This is a genomic window from Methanobrevibacter thaueri (assembly GCF_015062905.1).
GTDB classification, from domain to species: Archaea; Methanobacteriota; Methanobacteria; order Methanobacteriales; family Methanobacteriaceae; genus Methanocatella; species Methanocatella thaueri_A.
Genome location: NZ_SUTK01000009.1, coordinates 35112 through 49604, shown reverse-complemented (window position 1 = coordinate 49604; position 14493 = coordinate 35112). Strand labels below are relative to the sequence as shown.

The 14493-nt window shown below is 37.9% G+C and carries 19 protein-coding genes; 18 read left to right on the top strand and 1 reads right to left on the bottom strand.

Annotated elements, in window-relative coordinates; genetic code table 11:
• Position 1: 1 nt before the first annotated feature.
• The 18 genes from E7Z79_RS03345 (at position 2) to E7Z79_RS03265 (ending at position 13176) form a co-directional block, all read left to right on the top strand.
• Positions 2-367 carry a 50S ribosomal protein L18e gene (locus E7Z79_RS03345; RefSeq protein WP_303738562.1) on the top strand — a complete coding sequence of 122 codons (366 nt, stop codon included), beginning with the start codon at positions 2-4 and terminating at the stop codon, positions 365-367.
• A 15-nt stretch (positions 368-382) separates the two neighbouring features.
• Positions 383-805 carry a 50S ribosomal protein L13 gene (locus tag E7Z79_RS03340; protein WP_303738565.1) on the top strand — a complete coding sequence of 141 codons (423 nt, stop codon included), beginning with the start codon at positions 383-385 and terminating at the stop codon, positions 803-805.
• Positions 806-821: 16 nt separating this feature from the next.
• A complete protein-coding gene (locus E7Z79_RS03335) occupies positions 822-1223 on the top strand; it encodes a 30S ribosomal protein S9 (RefSeq protein ID WP_303738561.1) in 402 nt (133 codons plus the stop codon).
• Positions 1224-1265: 42 nt separating this feature from the next.
• Positions 1266-1436: a DNA-directed RNA polymerase subunit N gene (locus E7Z79_RS03330; RefSeq protein WP_042694539.1), complete on the top strand. Its 171-nt coding sequence runs from the start codon at positions 1266-1268 to the stop codon at positions 1434-1436.
• 50 nt (positions 1437-1486) lie between these two features.
• Positions 1487-1684, top strand: coding sequence for a DNA-directed RNA polymerase subunit K (locus tag E7Z79_RS03325; protein WP_303738560.1), 198 nt, complete (start codon positions 1487-1489; stop codon positions 1682-1684).
• Between the two features lie 129 nt (positions 1685-1813).
• Positions 1814-3064: a phosphopyruvate hydratase gene (eno, locus tag E7Z79_RS03320; protein WP_303738559.1), complete on the top strand. Its 1251-nt coding sequence runs from the start codon at positions 1814-1816 to the stop codon at positions 3062-3064.
• A gap of 12 nt (positions 3065-3076) precedes the next feature.
• Positions 3077-3271: a 4Fe-4S binding protein gene (locus E7Z79_RS03315; protein ID WP_292604242.1), complete on the top strand. Its 195-nt coding sequence runs from the start codon at positions 3077-3079 to the stop codon at positions 3269-3271.
• 15 nt (positions 3272-3286) lie between these two features.
• Positions 3287-3889, top strand: coding sequence for a 30S ribosomal protein S2 (gene rpsB / locus E7Z79_RS03310; protein WP_292888383.1), 603 nt, complete (start codon positions 3287-3289; stop codon positions 3887-3889).
• Positions 3890-3898: 9 nt separating this feature from the next.
• Positions 3899-4747, top strand: coding sequence for an AmmeMemoRadiSam system protein B (amrB, locus tag E7Z79_RS03305; RefSeq protein WP_303738564.1), 849 nt, complete (start codon positions 3899-3901; stop codon positions 4745-4747).
• Positions 4748-4756: 9 nt separating this feature from the next.
• Positions 4757-5719 carry a mevalonate kinase gene (mvk, locus tag E7Z79_RS03300; RefSeq protein WP_303738558.1) on the top strand — a complete coding sequence of 321 codons (963 nt, stop codon included), beginning with the start codon at positions 4757-4759 and terminating at the stop codon, positions 5717-5719.
• A 4-nt stretch (positions 5720-5723) separates the two neighbouring features.
• Positions 5724-6524: an isopentenyl phosphate kinase gene (locus E7Z79_RS03295; RefSeq protein WP_303738557.1), complete on the top strand. Its 801-nt coding sequence runs from the start codon at positions 5724-5726 to the stop codon at positions 6522-6524.
• Between the two features lies 1 nt (position 6525).
• On the top strand, positions 6526-7572 hold the full coding sequence (gene fni / locus E7Z79_RS03290; RefSeq protein WP_303738556.1) for a type 2 isopentenyl-diphosphate Delta-isomerase: 1047 nt from the start codon (positions 6526-6528) through the stop codon (positions 7570-7572).
• Positions 7573-7575: 3 nt separating this feature from the next.
• Positions 7576-8919 (top strand): RNase J family beta-CASP ribonuclease, encoded by a 1344-nt coding sequence (locus tag E7Z79_RS03285; protein ID WP_303738555.1) that lies wholly within the window; start codon positions 7576-7578, stop codon positions 8917-8919.
• Positions 8920-8931: 12 nt separating this feature from the next.
• A complete protein-coding gene (idsA, locus tag E7Z79_RS03280; RefSeq protein WP_303738554.1) occupies positions 8932-9912 on the top strand; it encodes a short chain isoprenyl diphosphate synthase IdsA in 981 nt (326 codons plus the stop codon).
• Positions 9913-10594: 682 nt separating this feature from the next.
• Entirely contained in the window at positions 10595-10696 is a 102-nt protein-coding gene (locus E7Z79_RS09705) for a hypothetical protein (protein ID WP_369693423.1), read from the top strand.
• Between the two features lie 31 nt (positions 10697-10727).
• Positions 10728-11609 (top strand): molybdopterin-dependent oxidoreductase, encoded by an 882-nt coding sequence (locus tag E7Z79_RS03275; protein WP_303738553.1) that lies wholly within the window; start codon positions 10728-10730, stop codon positions 11607-11609.
• A gap of 13 nt (positions 11610-11622) precedes the next feature.
• Positions 11623-12762 carry a Coenzyme F420 hydrogenase/dehydrogenase, beta subunit C-terminal domain gene (locus tag E7Z79_RS03270; protein ID WP_303738552.1) on the top strand — a complete coding sequence of 380 codons (1140 nt, stop codon included), beginning with the start codon at positions 11623-11625 and terminating at the stop codon, positions 12760-12762.
• A 9-nt stretch (positions 12763-12771) separates the two neighbouring features.
• Positions 12772-13176 (top strand): hydrogenase iron-sulfur subunit, encoded by a 405-nt coding sequence (locus E7Z79_RS03265; protein ID WP_292604264.1) that lies wholly within the window; start codon positions 12772-12774, stop codon positions 13174-13176.
• 355 nt (positions 13177-13531) lie between these two features.
• Here E7Z79_RS03265 and E7Z79_RS03260 read toward each other — a convergent pair whose 3' ends face one another.
• Positions 13532-14353: a nicotianamine synthase family protein gene (locus E7Z79_RS03260; RefSeq protein WP_303738563.1), complete on the bottom strand. Its 822-nt coding sequence runs from the start codon at positions 14351-14353 to the stop codon at positions 13532-13534.
• Between the last annotated feature and the right edge of the window lie 140 nt (positions 14354-14493).

Sequence of the window (14493 nt, the reverse complement as noted above, 5' to 3'; positions counted from 1 at the left end):
AATGGTTAAGAAAGTAGTAAAAACAAATCCTAACCTTATTGAACTTATTAATAAACTTTATGAACAATCAAGAAGTGAAGATGCAGCTATTTGGAAAGATGTTGCTCAAAGACTTGAAAGGTCTAACAGAAGAACCGCTGAAGTAAATCTATCAGATATTGCAAGATACGCTGAAGCTGGCGAAACTGTTTTAGTACCTGGTAAAGTTTTATCAAATGGTGATTTAGAAAACAAAGTAGATGTTGTAGCATTAAAATTCTCAGCTAAAGCACAAGAAAAAATCGAAAGTGCAGGCGGAGAATGCATCTCAATTGACGAAATTATTGAAAGTAATCCTAAAGGATCAAACATAAGGATTATGGAATAGGGGATGTGTGTTATGATGATTATTGATGGAGAAGGATGCGTTTTAGGAAGATTAGCTAGTGTAACTAGTAAAAATCTTTTAGAAGGCGAAGAAGTAGTAATTCTCAACGCTGAAAAAATTATGTTAACTGGTAACAAGGATTGGGCTTATGCTAAATACAAACAAAGAGTTGACAGGGCAAGTATCTCTAACCCTCGTGACTTAGGTCCAAAATATCCTAGAAGACCGGATGATATATTCAGAAGAACTGTAAGAGGAATGTTACCTTTCAAAAAATCCAAAGGTAAAACAGCATACAAAGGCTTAAAAGCTTTCGTTGGCGTACCTGCTGAATATGCTGATGCTGAACTCACCGCAGTTCCAGAAGCAGAATACAAAGATCTTAAAAAAGGTATCGAATTAGGAGAAATCTCCAAACTTTTAGGAGCTACCTTTTAGATAAGTAGGTGTTATTATGGTTAAAGTTATTCATACTAGTGGAAAACGTAAAACAGCTATCGCAAGAGGTACTGTTCGTGAAGGAACCGGTAAAGTTAGAATCAACAAAGTTCCTTTAGAACTTTATTCTCCTGAGCTTGCTAACTTGAAATTACAAGAACCATTAACCTTAGCTGGAGACTTAGCTAATCAAGTGGATATCAATATCCACGTTATTGGTGGAGGAGTAATGGGTCAAGCTGAAGCTGCACGTATGGTAATTGCAAAAGGACTCGTACAATGGTCTCAAGATATGGATTTAAAAGAAAAATTCATTCACTATGACAGAACCATGTTAGTAGGTGACCCAAGACGTTCAGAACCTAAAAAATATGGTGGTCCTGGAGCAAGAGCACGTAAACAAAAAAGTTACAGATAAATTCTGTACTTTTATATTTTTAAATTAAAAAAGATGATATAAATGATTCCTATAAGATGCTTAAGTTGCGGAAAACCTGTATCAGCTTACTTTGATGAATACAACAAAAGAGTAGCAGCTGGTGAAAAGTCTAAAGATGTTTTAGATGATTTAGGTTTAACTAGATACTGTTGTAGAAGAATGTTGATTTCCCATGTGGAAACCTGGGAATAAACGATTGTAGGGATATTTTTTAAAAATAATCTTGGTAAAATGCCTAAAAAATGGAAGTAATATTCATGGATGTTGAAAAAAAATTGACAAGGTTTGAAAGAGCTAGAATTCTTGGAGCTAGAGCAATTCAAATATCTATGGGAGCAAAACCTTTAGTTGAAATTGGCGACTCATTAGATCCGATTGACATAGCATACGAAGAACTCAAAGCTGGAGTTTTACCATTAGATGTTATTAGAGATGAATAGATTTAATCTATTTTTCTCCAATTATTTAAAAAAAATAGTAAATACCAACATGACTCTATAAAGAAACTTACTGATTTTTTCAAGATATGGAGCGGTTGGTAATAAATTGAATGACACTGAGGTGTTTTTTTGGATAGTATAATAGAAGATGTCCAAGTCCGAAAGATTTTGGACAGCAGAGGCAATCCAACCATAGAAGTGGATGTAATTACATGGAATGGTTTTGGAAGAGCAGCTGCACCAAGTGGAGCAAGTACCGGTTCAAGAGAGGTAGTATCATTCCCTGAAGGAGGGGTTGACATTGTAGTAAGTGAAATGGAAGACTTGATTGCTTCTGAACTTATTGGAATGGATGCATGTGATGTTGCTACAATTGATGAGATATTGAGAGAAATCGACGGTACAGATAATCTGGCCGCTATTGGAGGCAACACTACTGTTGCTATTTCTATGGCTACCGCCAAGGCTGCCGCATCATCTTATAATATGCCGCTTTATCAGTACATTGGAGGTAATTTCGCAAATGAATTGCCATACCCATTGGGCAATATGATGAATGGTGGTGCTCATGCAGGTGTTAACGCTCCAGATATTCAGGAATTCCTGGTTGTTCCTATTGGAGCCACCAATATGGTTGATGGAATTTTTGCAAACGCTTCTATTCATAAAAAATTAAAAGAACTTATTCAATCTAAAGATTCATCCTTTACCGGAGGTAAGGGAGATGAAGGCGGTTGGGTGCCTAATATCACCAACATGGATGCTTTAGAGATTCAAGCTCAAGCATGTGAGGAGGTTGGCGATGAGATAGGCATTGAAATCAGGCCAGCTTTAGATATGGCTGCATCCGAAATGTGGGATGCCGGTGAGCAGAAATATGTTTATGCTCATGATGGTATCAAAAGGGATACCGGAGATCAAATCGATTTCGTAAATGAAATCATTGATACTTACAAAATGTTTTATGTAGAAGACCCATTTGACGAATCTGACTTTGAAGGATTTGCTCAATTAACTTCTAGAGTTGGGGACAAATGTCTTATTTGTGGAGATGATTTATTCACAACCAATAAAGAGCTTTTAGCTAAGGGTATTGAAATGAATGCCGCTAATGCAATCATTATCAAGCCGAATCAGATCGGTTCATTATCCGAAACCTATGCCACCGTCAAACTGGCAAAGGAAAATGGTATTGTACCTGTAGTTTCACACAGATCTGGCGAAACAACTGATGACACTATTGCTCATCTTGCAGTCGGTTTTAATTCTCCTTTGATTAAAACCGGTGCTATCGGTGGGGAAAGAATAGCTAAATTGAATGAGCTTATTCGCATAGAGGAAAAACTTCCAAATTCAAGAATGGGTAAATTTAGAAAATAAGGAGATTATATTATGTCAAAAGTAATTCTAGATTACGATAAATGTGATGGTGCTGACTGCGCTGAATGTGCTGACGTTTGCCCAATGGAAGTGTTAGTTCTTGAAGGAGACAAAATTACAATCAACAATCCTGAGGACTGCAGTTATTGTGAAGTATGTATGGACGTTTGTCCTAATGAATGTATTAAAATTGAAGATGACTTTTAAATTGTAGGTGAAAAAATGGTAAATGAAGAACTTTTAATAGACTTAGATAATTATTTAGCTGCTGGTTTACACATTGGTACCCAGCAAAAAACTAGTGACATGGAAAAATACATATTCAGAGTAAGATCTGACGGTTTATATGTATTAGATATTCAAAAAACTGATGAAAGAATCAGACAAATTGCAAAATTATTAGCAAAATATGACCCAGAAGACATTTTAGTAGTAGCTACCCGTCAATACGGTCAAGCTCCTGTTAAAAAATTCGGTGAATTAACCGGTGCTAAAACCATTCCTGGAAGATTCATCCCTGGTACTTTAACAAACCCAAATTACGCTAAATTCATTGAACCAAAAATCATTGTTGTAACTGACCCAAGATCAGATGCACAAGCGATTTTAGAATCCAAACAAAACGGTATTCCAGTAGTTGCATTATGTGATACTGAAAACTTACTCAGTTTTGTTGACATTGCTGTACCTGTAAACAACAAAGGTAGAAAAGCTATCGCTTTAGTTTACTGGTTACTTGCAAGACAAATCTTAAGAGAAAGAGGAGACATCCCAGAAGACGGTGACCTTGATATTGATTCAACTGAATTCGAACTTAAATTTTAAGTGAGTCAGATGTTAAGACAACCTGCAGTTGCTGGAGCATTCTATCCGAATGACCCAGACAGATTGAAAGAACTCATTGAAAGTTGCTTTTTGGATGATTCCGGCGTCGGTTATATTCCAGAACTCGGATCATTTGATGGTGAAGAGTATCCTGTCAATGTTATGGTTCCCCATGCAGGTTATCAATATTCTGGTCCAATAGCCTCTCACGGCTATTGCGAAATCGTTAAAAATGGTTTTCCTGAAGTTTTTATTATTATAAGTCCTAACCATACTGGATTTGGTAGTGAGATATCTGTATTCAATGAAGGAGAATGGATTACTCCTTTGGGAAATGTGTGTGTTGACAATGAGTTTGCAGAAAGCATCATTGAGTCTTCAGACATTGCTTCTGCGGATTTCATGGCACATATCCGTGAGCACAGCATTGAAGTTCAGCTGCCATTCCTACAATTTTTCTCGAATGAGTTCAAGATTGTTCCAATCACAATGGGAAAGCAGGATTTTGTAACTTCAACTGACTTGTCAAATGCGATTTTTGAAGCTGCAAACAAATTGAATAAATCCTATTGTGTTATTGCAAGCACTGACCTGTCCCATTTCAATAATCAGGAAAGGGCAAATAAGGTCGACGGATTCGTTCTTGAGGATATTGAGGAAATGAATGAGTTCAAGCTTTTGGAAGAAGTCATTCAGTATAATATTACCATGTGTGGTTATGCTCCGGTAATGGCTACGATGTCCCTTTCCAAAAGATGCAATAAGAACACAAGTGATATATTGGCTTATGGGACTAGCGGTGATGTTACTGGGGATTTCACATCCGTTGTAGGTTATGCTTCAGGTGTTTTTAGATAAGGTGTATTTATGATAGCTAAAGCCTCTGCTCCGGCAAAGACAATACTGTTTGGTGAACATTCTGTAGTTTATAGTGAACCTGCTATAGCAGGAGCAGTCAATAAAAGAGCTTATGTTACTGTTAAACCATCTGAAGATGATGTTACTATTTTTAGAGCTCCAGACATCGGGTTTGAAGCGGAATTACTTACACAACAGAAAAAATACATTTTACTTAAGGGAAAACCGGGAATTATCAGATATATTTTAGAGTCTCTTTATCGAGTACATGACCATACTCCAATAGACATTACCTTAAATTCCAATGTCCCTATAGGTTCAGGGCTTGGATCATCAGCTGCAGTGACTGTAGCCACTCTTGCGGCATTATACAGGTATCATAATATTCGTTTTAACAAACAATCTCTTGCACATGACGCTCACATGGTTGAGCAGGCTGTTCAGGGAGTTGCAAGTCCGCTTGATACTTTGGTTTCAACATATGGGGGGCTTGTCTATCTGTCAAGAAACAAGAAAGTAGAACACTTCAACGTTAATTTCAATGTCCCATTTGTTGTGGGGTACACCACCAAACATGGAAATACAGGCAAGATGGTTAAGGATGTTAAGGCCCGTAAGGAAAGAAATCCGAAAATCATTAATCCAGTCATCACATCAATGGGAAATCTGACCAACTACGCAAAACAGGCAATCCTGAAAAGAGATTTCACCAAGATTGGCGAACTGATGAATATCAACCACGGATTTTTAGATGTTTTAGGTGTAAACACCTTGGAACTGTCCCGTATGGTATATAATGCAAGGGAAGCTGGTGCCATAGGTGCCAAAACTACCGGTGCCGGAGGAGGGGGCAGTATTATTGCGCTCTGTCCGGGCAAAGTGGATGAAGTGGCTGAAGCTATTGACAAGGATGATAATGTCTTAAAAATAAGATTTACTCGAAAAGGAATTTCTTCAAGGGTTTATAAGTGATTTAATGATTATTTTAAAAATTGGCGGCAGCATCTTAACTAATAAGGACTCAACTGAAAGTGAAGTCGATGCTTTGAGCCTTAAAAGAATTGCATCTGAAATCAAAGCTTCTATGGATGCGTCACCTAAACAGTTAGTTATTGTTCATGGTGCAGGTTCTTTTGGACATCCTCCCGCAAAAAAGCATAAGATTGGAGAGGAGTTTGATAAATCTGAGTATCCTCAAAAAAGGCTTGGTTTTTGCGAAATTCAAAATGAAGTTAAAAAACTGAACATGTATATATGTGAAGCATTTATTGCGGAAGGACTGCCTGTCATTGCAGTTCCGGCATCTGGTTTTATAACAGCAACCAATAAAAGAATAACCTCCGGAAATCTGGATTTGTTTAAGAATTATCTTGAAAAGGGTTTCATTCCAGTGATTTACGGTGATGTGGTTTTGGATGACGATTTGGAATTTTGCGTTATTTCAGGAGATCAGCTAATTCAATACTTGGCTAAAAATCTCTCTCCAGACAAGGTTATTTTGGGAACAGATGTTGATGGGGTTTATAACAAGAATCCTAAAACAAATGACGACGCCGTATTTTTTGACAAGTTCACTTCACTTAAGGATTTGGATACTCTCGAAGGAACCACCAACGTTGACGTAACCGGCGGTATGGTCGGAAAGATTAAGGAGCTTTTATATTTAGCAGATTTAGGAATTGAATCTAAAATAATAAATGCCGAAGTGGAAGATAATATTTTCAAGGTATTGGAAGATAAGCCCGTTAAGGGAACAATAATTTCAAGGGGAAATTAACATGATTTCTGATAGAAAATTGGAGCATTTATTAATTTGTGAAAATTATGACGTTGAGTTTAAGGACAAGACCACAGGATTTGAAGATATAGAATTGATCCATAATGTTTTGCCGGAAATCGATAAGAATGAAATTGACTTGTCAACTTCTGTTTTCGGCAAGAAATTAAACTCACCTTTATTCATTACAGCTATTACAGGAGGCCATCCTGCAGCTAAAGAGGTTAACAAACAATTGGCAATAGCAGCCGAAAATCACAGAATTGCTTTGGGAGTGGGCTCTCAAAGGGCAGCCTGTGAACATCCGGAACTTGCAGACACTTATAGCGTTGTTCGTGAAAATGCTCCGGACTGTTTGCTTGTTGGTAATATTGGAGCACCTCAACTTAATTTGGCTCAAAAGGCAGTTGAGATATTGGATGCTGATATATTGGCCATTCATTTAAATCCTCTTCAGGAATCAATACAGCCTGAAGGCGATTTGGATGCAAGGGGTTACACTGAACTGATTGGCCAGATAACTGAAACAGTTGACATTCCTGTTCTTGCAAAAGAGACAGGCTGCGGCATTTCCGCCGAATCAGCAAAAATACTGGTTGAAGCGGGTGTCGATTTCATTGATATTGAGGGAGCTGGAGGAACCAGCTGGGCAGCTGTTGAGACATACCGTGCCGAAGACAGATATCTGGGAGAGATATTCTGGGATTGGGGAATTCCAACTGCTATAAGCACAGTTGAAGTTACTAATGCGGTTAATGTTCCTGTAATCTCTTCAGGGGGCATAAGAACAGGTCTTGAAGCTGCAAAAGCAATTGCTCTTGGAGCCGATGCTGTCGGTATGGCATTGCCATTTTTAAAGAATTGTGCTTCTCAGGAAGCCTTAAACACATTTATTGATAGATTTAATGATTCACTAAGAATCGCTATGTTTTTAGTTGGAGCAAATAATATTGAAGAATTGAAACAGTCTAATTTGGTCATTCGCGGAAAAACAAGGGAGTGGCTAAATGAAAGAGGTATTAACACAAAGAGTTATTCAAGGAGATGAAACATGAGCGTAGAAGTTATCGCTATAGGGGGATATCAGGAAGTCGGGAAAAACATGACTGCTATCCGCATAGGTGACGATGTTGTTATTTTTGATATGGGAATTCACCTGGACAGGATTAGTATGCACGAGGACACTGATATCGACAGAATGCATAGTTTAGATTTAATCGAAAGGGGAGTTATTCCGGACGATACATTGATGAAGGATGTTGACGGTAAAGTAAAGGGAATAGTTTTCTCTCACGGTCACTTGGACCACATCGGTGCTGTTGCTAAGCTTGCTCACAGATATGATGCACCATTAATCGGAACACCATATACTGCTGCTTTAATAGAAAAACAGATTAAAGGGGAACGCAAATTTAAAGTATCAAATCCAATCAAGGTTTTAAACCCTGGAAGCAAGGTAAAGCTTTCAAAAGACATCACATTGGAATTTGTACAATCAACCCACAGTATTCCACAGGCAGTATTTCCGGTATTGCACACTCCTGAAGGAATTATCGTATATGCACTCGATTTTAAATTTGATAACCATCAGAAAGTATCTCCTCCGCCTGATTATAAGAGATTAAAAGAGTTGGGCAAAAAGGGAGTGCTTGCATTGATTGTTGAAACAACCAATGCCAAAAACTTTGACGAAGTAAAAACACACTCTGAAAGGGTTGCAAAAAACATTTTGGAAGACGTGATGAGAGGGCCATTGTATGAAAAGACAGGCATGATCGTTACCACATTCTCATCCCACGTTGAACGTGTACAGGCAATTGCTGACATTGCCAAAAAGAGCCACAGGGAAATATTCTTTTTAGGCCGTTCAATGGAGAGGTTCTGTGGTATTGCACAAAAGCTGGGAATATTGAAATTGCCTGAAAACGCCAGCATTTACGGATCTCCAAAGGCAGTCAACAAGGCCTTGATGAAAGCTGATGAGGACCGTGCAAACTACTTACTTGTAACTACAGGTCACCAAGGAGAACCTGATGCACTGCTTCCAAGGATTGCTAACGGAAGAACTCCGTTCAATATTAAAAAAGGAGATAATGTTATTATTTCAGCACCTATTATTCCAAACCCTACCAATGCGGCCAACAGGCACATCATGGAAAGGAGATTGAAGGTGAAAGGTGCAAGAATTTATCCTAATGCTCACGTTTCCGGACACGCTGGAAGGGAAGACCACCGTGAATTCCTACGTATGTTGAAACCACAGCATATCATACCGGCACACGGAGACTTATCAATGCTTGCGGCTTATGCTGAGCTTGCTGAAGAGGAAGGTTACAGAATCGGATATGACATTCATATTTTGAGAAATGCTCAAGCACAAGTTTTTAGAAGTTAAGGAGGGATTATTATGAGTGATGTAAAAGAAGTACTGGGAAATTATTCAACAGACATTACAAAAACAATTGAGGAAGAATTAGCCACCATAACTCCAGATAATTTGGCTGAAGCATCAGTTTACTTAACTCGTGCTGGAGGAAAAATGCTAAGGCCGGCTTTGACATTAATAACTGCCGAAGCTGTTGGTGGAAAACGAGAATCCGCTCTTAAGACAGGTGCGGCCATTGAACTGATTCATACATTTTCCTTAATACATGATGATATCATGGACCAGGATGATATGAGAAGGGGAATGCCTTCCGTTCATAAGGTTTGGGGAGATGATGTTGCAATTCTTGCCGGAGACACCCTATTTTCAAAAGCTTTTGAAATAATCATTTGTTCTGAAGGAACTAGCTCAGAACAGAACAACAAGGCTTTGGCCACCGTTGCAGATGCATGCGTTAAAATCTGTGAAGGTCAGGCATCAGACATGGGCTTTGAAGACAGGTTTGATGTTACCGAAGATGAATACATGGAAATGATCTTCAAAAAGACAGGTGCTTTGATTGCGGCTGCCACTAAAGCAGGAGCAATCATGGGCGGTGCAAGTGATGAAGTGATTGACGCAATGTATGAGTATGGCCGTTTGATTGGTCTTGCTTTCCAGATTCAGGATGACTATCTTGATATTGCAGCTGATGAGGAAACCCTTGGAAAACCGATCGGTTCCGACATCGGCAAGGGCAAGATGACAATCATTGCAATCAAGGGTTTGGCAAGTGTCGATGACGACAGGTTACTTGAAATCTTAAAATCTGACAATAATTCTCAAGATGAGATAGATGAAGCGGTTGAGATTTTAACAAATTGTGGAGCCATTGAATATGCTCGTAATTTGGCACAAGAATCTGTAGTCAAAGCAAAAGAAGTACTCGAAATATTAGACGACTCTTCATCTAAACAGATACTTGTTGACATTGCAGATTTTGTACTTGAGAGAAGTGCCTAACTTTTCTCATTATTCCTTATTTTTTTACTTTTTTTTATAACTTTTTTTCAGGATCAAATATTCGAAAACTTATTTTTCAGCATCATGATTTCAATTTTTTTTAGGGTAGATTGTTCGTTAGTATTTGAACATTTTTCATTTTTTGAATTGCTGAAATTCTTGTAAAATTAGAAAATAATTTGTCATTATTTTAAACGATTTATCACGATTTATAATAGTTTTAGTTTTTTGGCTATATGTTCTTTATTTTATAAGAATAGAATGAATATAATTTTAAATTCATTTTTGAAATATAGGTAATTAAAATTAAGATATAATTAGCATTTTCTATTATTTATATTGTATTTAAGTTTATTTAAATCCTCAGATATTTTAATAACATTTATATATTCAGTAATATAATATCTATTATTAGGTTATGCAATTAAAATTTTTTAATTGGATAATTTTGTTTCACTGATTAAAAATTGTTCAGAGTTATACGAATAATTTTTCTAAAAATTGGATATTTGGGCATGATTTTAAAAATATAAATTTGGGCCGTATGAGGAGTGACAATAGAATTTTTTTTAAAATCTTGTGACAGTTTCCAGTTTTTCTTATAGTTGAGAATCTGTTAAATTTCGATTATAGTTTTCGCTATGAAAAATATTCTGATGCTCTATACTAATGGAGATAAAATATGTTGGAGATTAAGCACACTTTATGTCCTTCCTGCAGTGTAGGCTGCGGCATTAATGTTGTTTTGAAGGATGGGGAAGTTGTGGGAACATTCCCAATATAAGAGGCACCCTGTTAACGCAGGTAAAAATTGTTTGAATGGAAGAAACTCCATTGATAGTTATTTAAACAAATTCGAGAATGCAGATGGCGATGCATTTATTGATGATATTAAAAAAGAATTGCAATCCGCTGATTCTTCAAATGTCACAGTAATTTGTTCAGGTAACAACACAATTGAAGAAATAGAAGCGATAAAGGAATTCGCACAGTCAAATGGCTATAACATTGGCTTTTATGCAGATGACCTGAAGAATTATGATGAAGTCGCATCCTATGAGGACGTGGAAAATGCCCAAAAGGTTTTTGTCATTGGAGACCTGTTGTATGAAAACCCATTGATCGGAAGAAGAATCGTCCATGCAAAACAGAACGGGGCCAAGATTTCCGCATTCGTTAATGCTGAAAGTTCCGTAACATCTAACATAGCCGATGAATGCTTCAGCGAATCAGTTGGGGAATTTTTGGATGCATGCAAAGGTGACATTGATGAATCCTCTGTTGTAGTATTCAACCAGATTGAAGCCGCTGATGATTTGGCCAAAATCGAAGCTCTCAACTGCAAGATACTGCCTGTATTCAGCAAATCAAACACCAAAGGAGCATTAGGCATTTTGGATGCAAAGTCCAAGGATGAAATGTTTGAGCTGCTGGACAGCACCAAGGTCCTTCTGGTATTTGACGATGACATTGTTGACGAATTAGGATATGACTTTTCAAAAATTTCAAAAATAATAAGCTTTGCGCCATGTGCAAACAAGACAACCGAAGCTTCAGACATTGTTGTTCCAATCAAAACATGGCTTGAAAAAGACGGATCATTTGTAAATGCAATGGGTGAAACCCAAACTTTCAATGCTGCAATTGAATCAGATGTTTTAAGTGAAATTGAGGTTATTGAAAAATTAAACGGATAGGCAGGTGAGTTATATGAGTTATGTTTTAGCAAAATCCCAAAATGATGATATTCATAAAGCGGGCGAATGCGGAGGTGCAGTAACCAGTATCCTCAAGTATCTGCTTGATGAAGGAATAGTTGATGGAGTATTGGCAATCAGCCCTTGCGATGACGTTTATGACGGAATTCCAACTTTCGTAACCGATTCAGAAGATCTGATGAAGACTGCAGGTTCATATCACTGCGCCCCTACAATGATTGGGGACCTTGTGCAGAAGTACTTCTTCGACAAGAAAGTGGCAGTGACCGCAAAGCCTTGTGACATGAGGGCAATAGAAGAGCTTATTGCAAGACACAAAATCAACAGAGACAACATTTACGTAATCGGATTGAACTGCGGAGGAACAGTTTCACCTGTAAGTGGAAGGAAAATGATTGATTTGTTCTATGAAGCAGATCCTGATGATGTAATAAGCGAAGAAATCGACAAGGGACAGTTTATCATCGAGCTTGCAGACGGTTCCGAAGAGGCAGTCAAAATCCATGACCTTGAAAATGAAGGCTACGGCCGCCGTACCAACTGCCAAAGATGTGATGTTAAAATCCCAAGAAAGGCAAACCTTGCCTGCGGTAACTGGGGAGCTGAAGACTGCTGGACATTCATTGAAATTAATGATGAAAAAGGTCAGGAAATGATTGACGGTGCCAAAAAGGCAGGAATTCTTGAAACCAAAACTCCTGCTCAGGGAGCTATCGACGGAAGAGCTAAAGTTGAAGGCATCATGATCAAGATGGCCAACAAGGTTCAAAATGCAGTTTATCCTACTGTAAGTGAAATGGACGAATGGAAGCGCTGCATCAGCTGTTACGCTTGCCGTGACGTCTGTCCGATTTGCTGGTGCTTTGAAAACTGCGAACTGAACAAGCCATACTTCAAGGATGAAACCAACATTCCACCTACTCCAATAGCATTCCAGGGAGTAAGGCTGTCCCACATGAGCTTCAGCTGTGTTGATTGCGGACAATGTGATGACGTATGTCCAATGGACATTCCTGTTTCATTGATTTTTGACAAATTGCAGAAAAAATACTTTAATAAGACTGGCTATGTAGCTGGAGTTTCAGATGACATCAAACCTCCATTATACAGTCCAGAAAAAACTGAATTATGAGGTGATTAGATGGCAGATGATTTAAAAATTGTAGGTTTATTATGTAACTGGTGTTGTTATGGTGGTGCTGATACTGCAGGAACTGCACGTATGCAATACTCTCCTAACATCAGAATCATTCGTGTAATGTGCTCAGGAAGAATCAGCCCTTCCATGATATTCAAGGCATTCCAGGAAGGCGCCGACGGAGTGTTTGTAGGCGGTTGCCACATAGGTGATTGCCACTATGACGCCGGTAACTACAAATGGTCAAGAAGATCCAAGATTGTTGAAGACATTCTTGAGGAATTCGGAATAGAAAAGGAAAGGTTCTGTCATGAATGGATTTCAGCATCAGAAGGTGAAAAGTTCCAAAGGACAATGGAGGAGTTCCGCAAGGAATTGAATAAGCTCGGACCATTGGAATTAGACTAATCAAATATGTCAAGGAAAGTAAATGGCTCATAGCTATTTACTTTCATTAATTATCTTTCCAACATCAGGGATTCGTTGCTGATGTTAGAAAGATAGTTGGATAGAGAATATTTGATTGTCTTTCGAGTTAATTTTTTCTATGTTGATAAATTCATCATTGGCCTTTAACTGTCGACTGAGCATTACCGGTTTATAGTTAATCTTTTCTCCATCAATATAGGAAGGTTAATTGAAAAAAGAGATTTATATGAGCACATGTAGGTTTCTTTTACTGTCTACAATAGCTATTGAAGTTCATCACTTTAATAGCTATATTTTATTTTACTGATTTTGAAAATGAGGAGAAAAGAAATTTTTAAATCACTTTTCTCAGAAGCACGCTTGTATTGTTTGAGTTTCCAAGCGGAAGCAGCATCACTTCCTTGTGGAATCCTCTGAGGATTGTGTCTGTTAGGGGAGCATAGAGGATCGCTCTCATACCGCTGTATGTTCTGACAAGAACCGGTGTCTTTTCATCAACGATTTCCCAGACATTGGCGAATACCCTTTCCTTAGGCTCGGCAAAAGCGGCCACCATCAATATGTCGAAATCGATATCCCTGAGTAATGTTTCGTCCCCTACAAGGATTTTAATGCCGTCATCAAGGCCCAGCTTTTTAATAACTTTTCTGGACAGTTCCGCCACATCTTCCTGTATTTCAATGCCTATGCATTTGCAGCCGAATTTTTCCCTGAACAGTATCAGTGTCAAAGGCAAAGGTCCGCTTCCAACGAAAACAAATGTTTTATCGTCATGCCAATGTGCCAGTTTTGATTCATTGGTGAGCAGGCCTTGGTATCTTTCATAGAAATGGAATGTGTCAAGGGTCGCCTTAGGGTCATCTGATTCTATTATTTCCATTGCATTGTTTGTCTCAAGTCTTGCGCCGATGTAGAGATAGAATTTTCTGATCAGATTCAGGGCACTGTTCATCTTTTCATCATCTAAAATATGCTTTGCGGAATCAAAATCTATTGTTTCATCGTGTGCAATGACTTCTATCTCATCCAATAATAATGTTATTTCATCTAAATCCACGTCATTCAGGGAAGACATGTCATTTAATGAATCAATTCCATAATCTTCTAATTTGTTTGCAATTTCCTCAATTTTTGGCCAATATTTCCAGCAGCTCATTTTAATCACTATTATAATATATTGAAATAATGGTAAATAAGCTTTTAATCTTTTTCAATTTCATATTACTAAATTGAACTTGCAGTAATACTCAAAAATCCTCTTTTCAATTCTTGAAATTCAAAAAGGAGTGTTTTGGA

Coding starts and splice junctions, on each gene's coding strand:
- idsA (WP_303738554.1), top strand. CDS start 8,932: ATGAGTGATGTAAAAGAAGTACTGGGAAATTATTCAACAGACATTACA.
- E7Z79_RS03330 (WP_042694539.1), top strand. CDS start 1,266: ATGATTCCTATAAGATGCTTAAGTTGCGGAAAACCTGTATCAGCTTAC.
- E7Z79_RS03335 (WP_303738561.1), top strand. CDS start 822: ATGGTTAAAGTTATTCATACTAGTGGAAAACGTAAAACAGCTATCGCA.
- E7Z79_RS03340 (WP_303738565.1), top strand. CDS start 383: ATGATTATTGATGGAGAAGGATGCGTTTTAGGAAGATTAGCTAGTGTA.
- rpsB (WP_292888383.1), top strand. CDS start 3,287: ATGGTAAATGAAGAACTTTTAATAGACTTAGATAATTATTTAGCTGCT.
- E7Z79_RS03345 (WP_303738562.1), top strand. CDS start 2: ATGGTTAAGAAAGTAGTAAAAACAAATCCTAACCTTATTGAACTTATT.
- mvk (WP_303738558.1), top strand. CDS start 4,757: ATGATAGCTAAAGCCTCTGCTCCGGCAAAGACAATACTGTTTGGTGAA.
- E7Z79_RS03295 (WP_303738557.1), top strand. CDS start 5,724: ATGATTATTTTAAAAATTGGCGGCAGCATCTTAACTAATAAGGACTCA.
- E7Z79_RS03315 (WP_292604242.1), top strand. CDS start 3,077: ATGTCAAAAGTAATTCTAGATTACGATAAATGTGATGGTGCTGACTGC.
- fni (WP_303738556.1), top strand. CDS start 6,526: ATGATTTCTGATAGAAAATTGGAGCATTTATTAATTTGTGAAAATTAT.
- amrB (WP_303738564.1), top strand. CDS start 3,899: ATGTTAAGACAACCTGCAGTTGCTGGAGCATTCTATCCGAATGACCCA.
- E7Z79_RS03260 (WP_303738563.1), bottom strand. CDS start 14,353: ATGAGCTGCTGGAAATATTGGCCAAAAATTGAGGAAATTGCAAACAAA.
- E7Z79_RS03325 (WP_303738560.1), top strand. CDS start 1,487: ATGGAAGTAATATTCATGGATGTTGAAAAAAAATTGACAAGGTTTGAA.
- E7Z79_RS09705 (WP_369693423.1), top strand. CDS start 10,595: ATGTTGGAGATTAAGCACACTTTATGTCCTTCCTGCAGTGTAGGCTGC.
- E7Z79_RS03270 (WP_303738552.1), top strand. CDS start 11,623: ATGAGTTATGTTTTAGCAAAATCCCAAAATGATGATATTCATAAAGCG.
- E7Z79_RS03285 (WP_303738555.1), top strand. CDS start 7,576: ATGAGCGTAGAAGTTATCGCTATAGGGGGATATCAGGAAGTCGGGAAA.
- E7Z79_RS03265 (WP_292604264.1), top strand. CDS start 12,772: ATGGCAGATGATTTAAAAATTGTAGGTTTATTATGTAACTGGTGTTGT.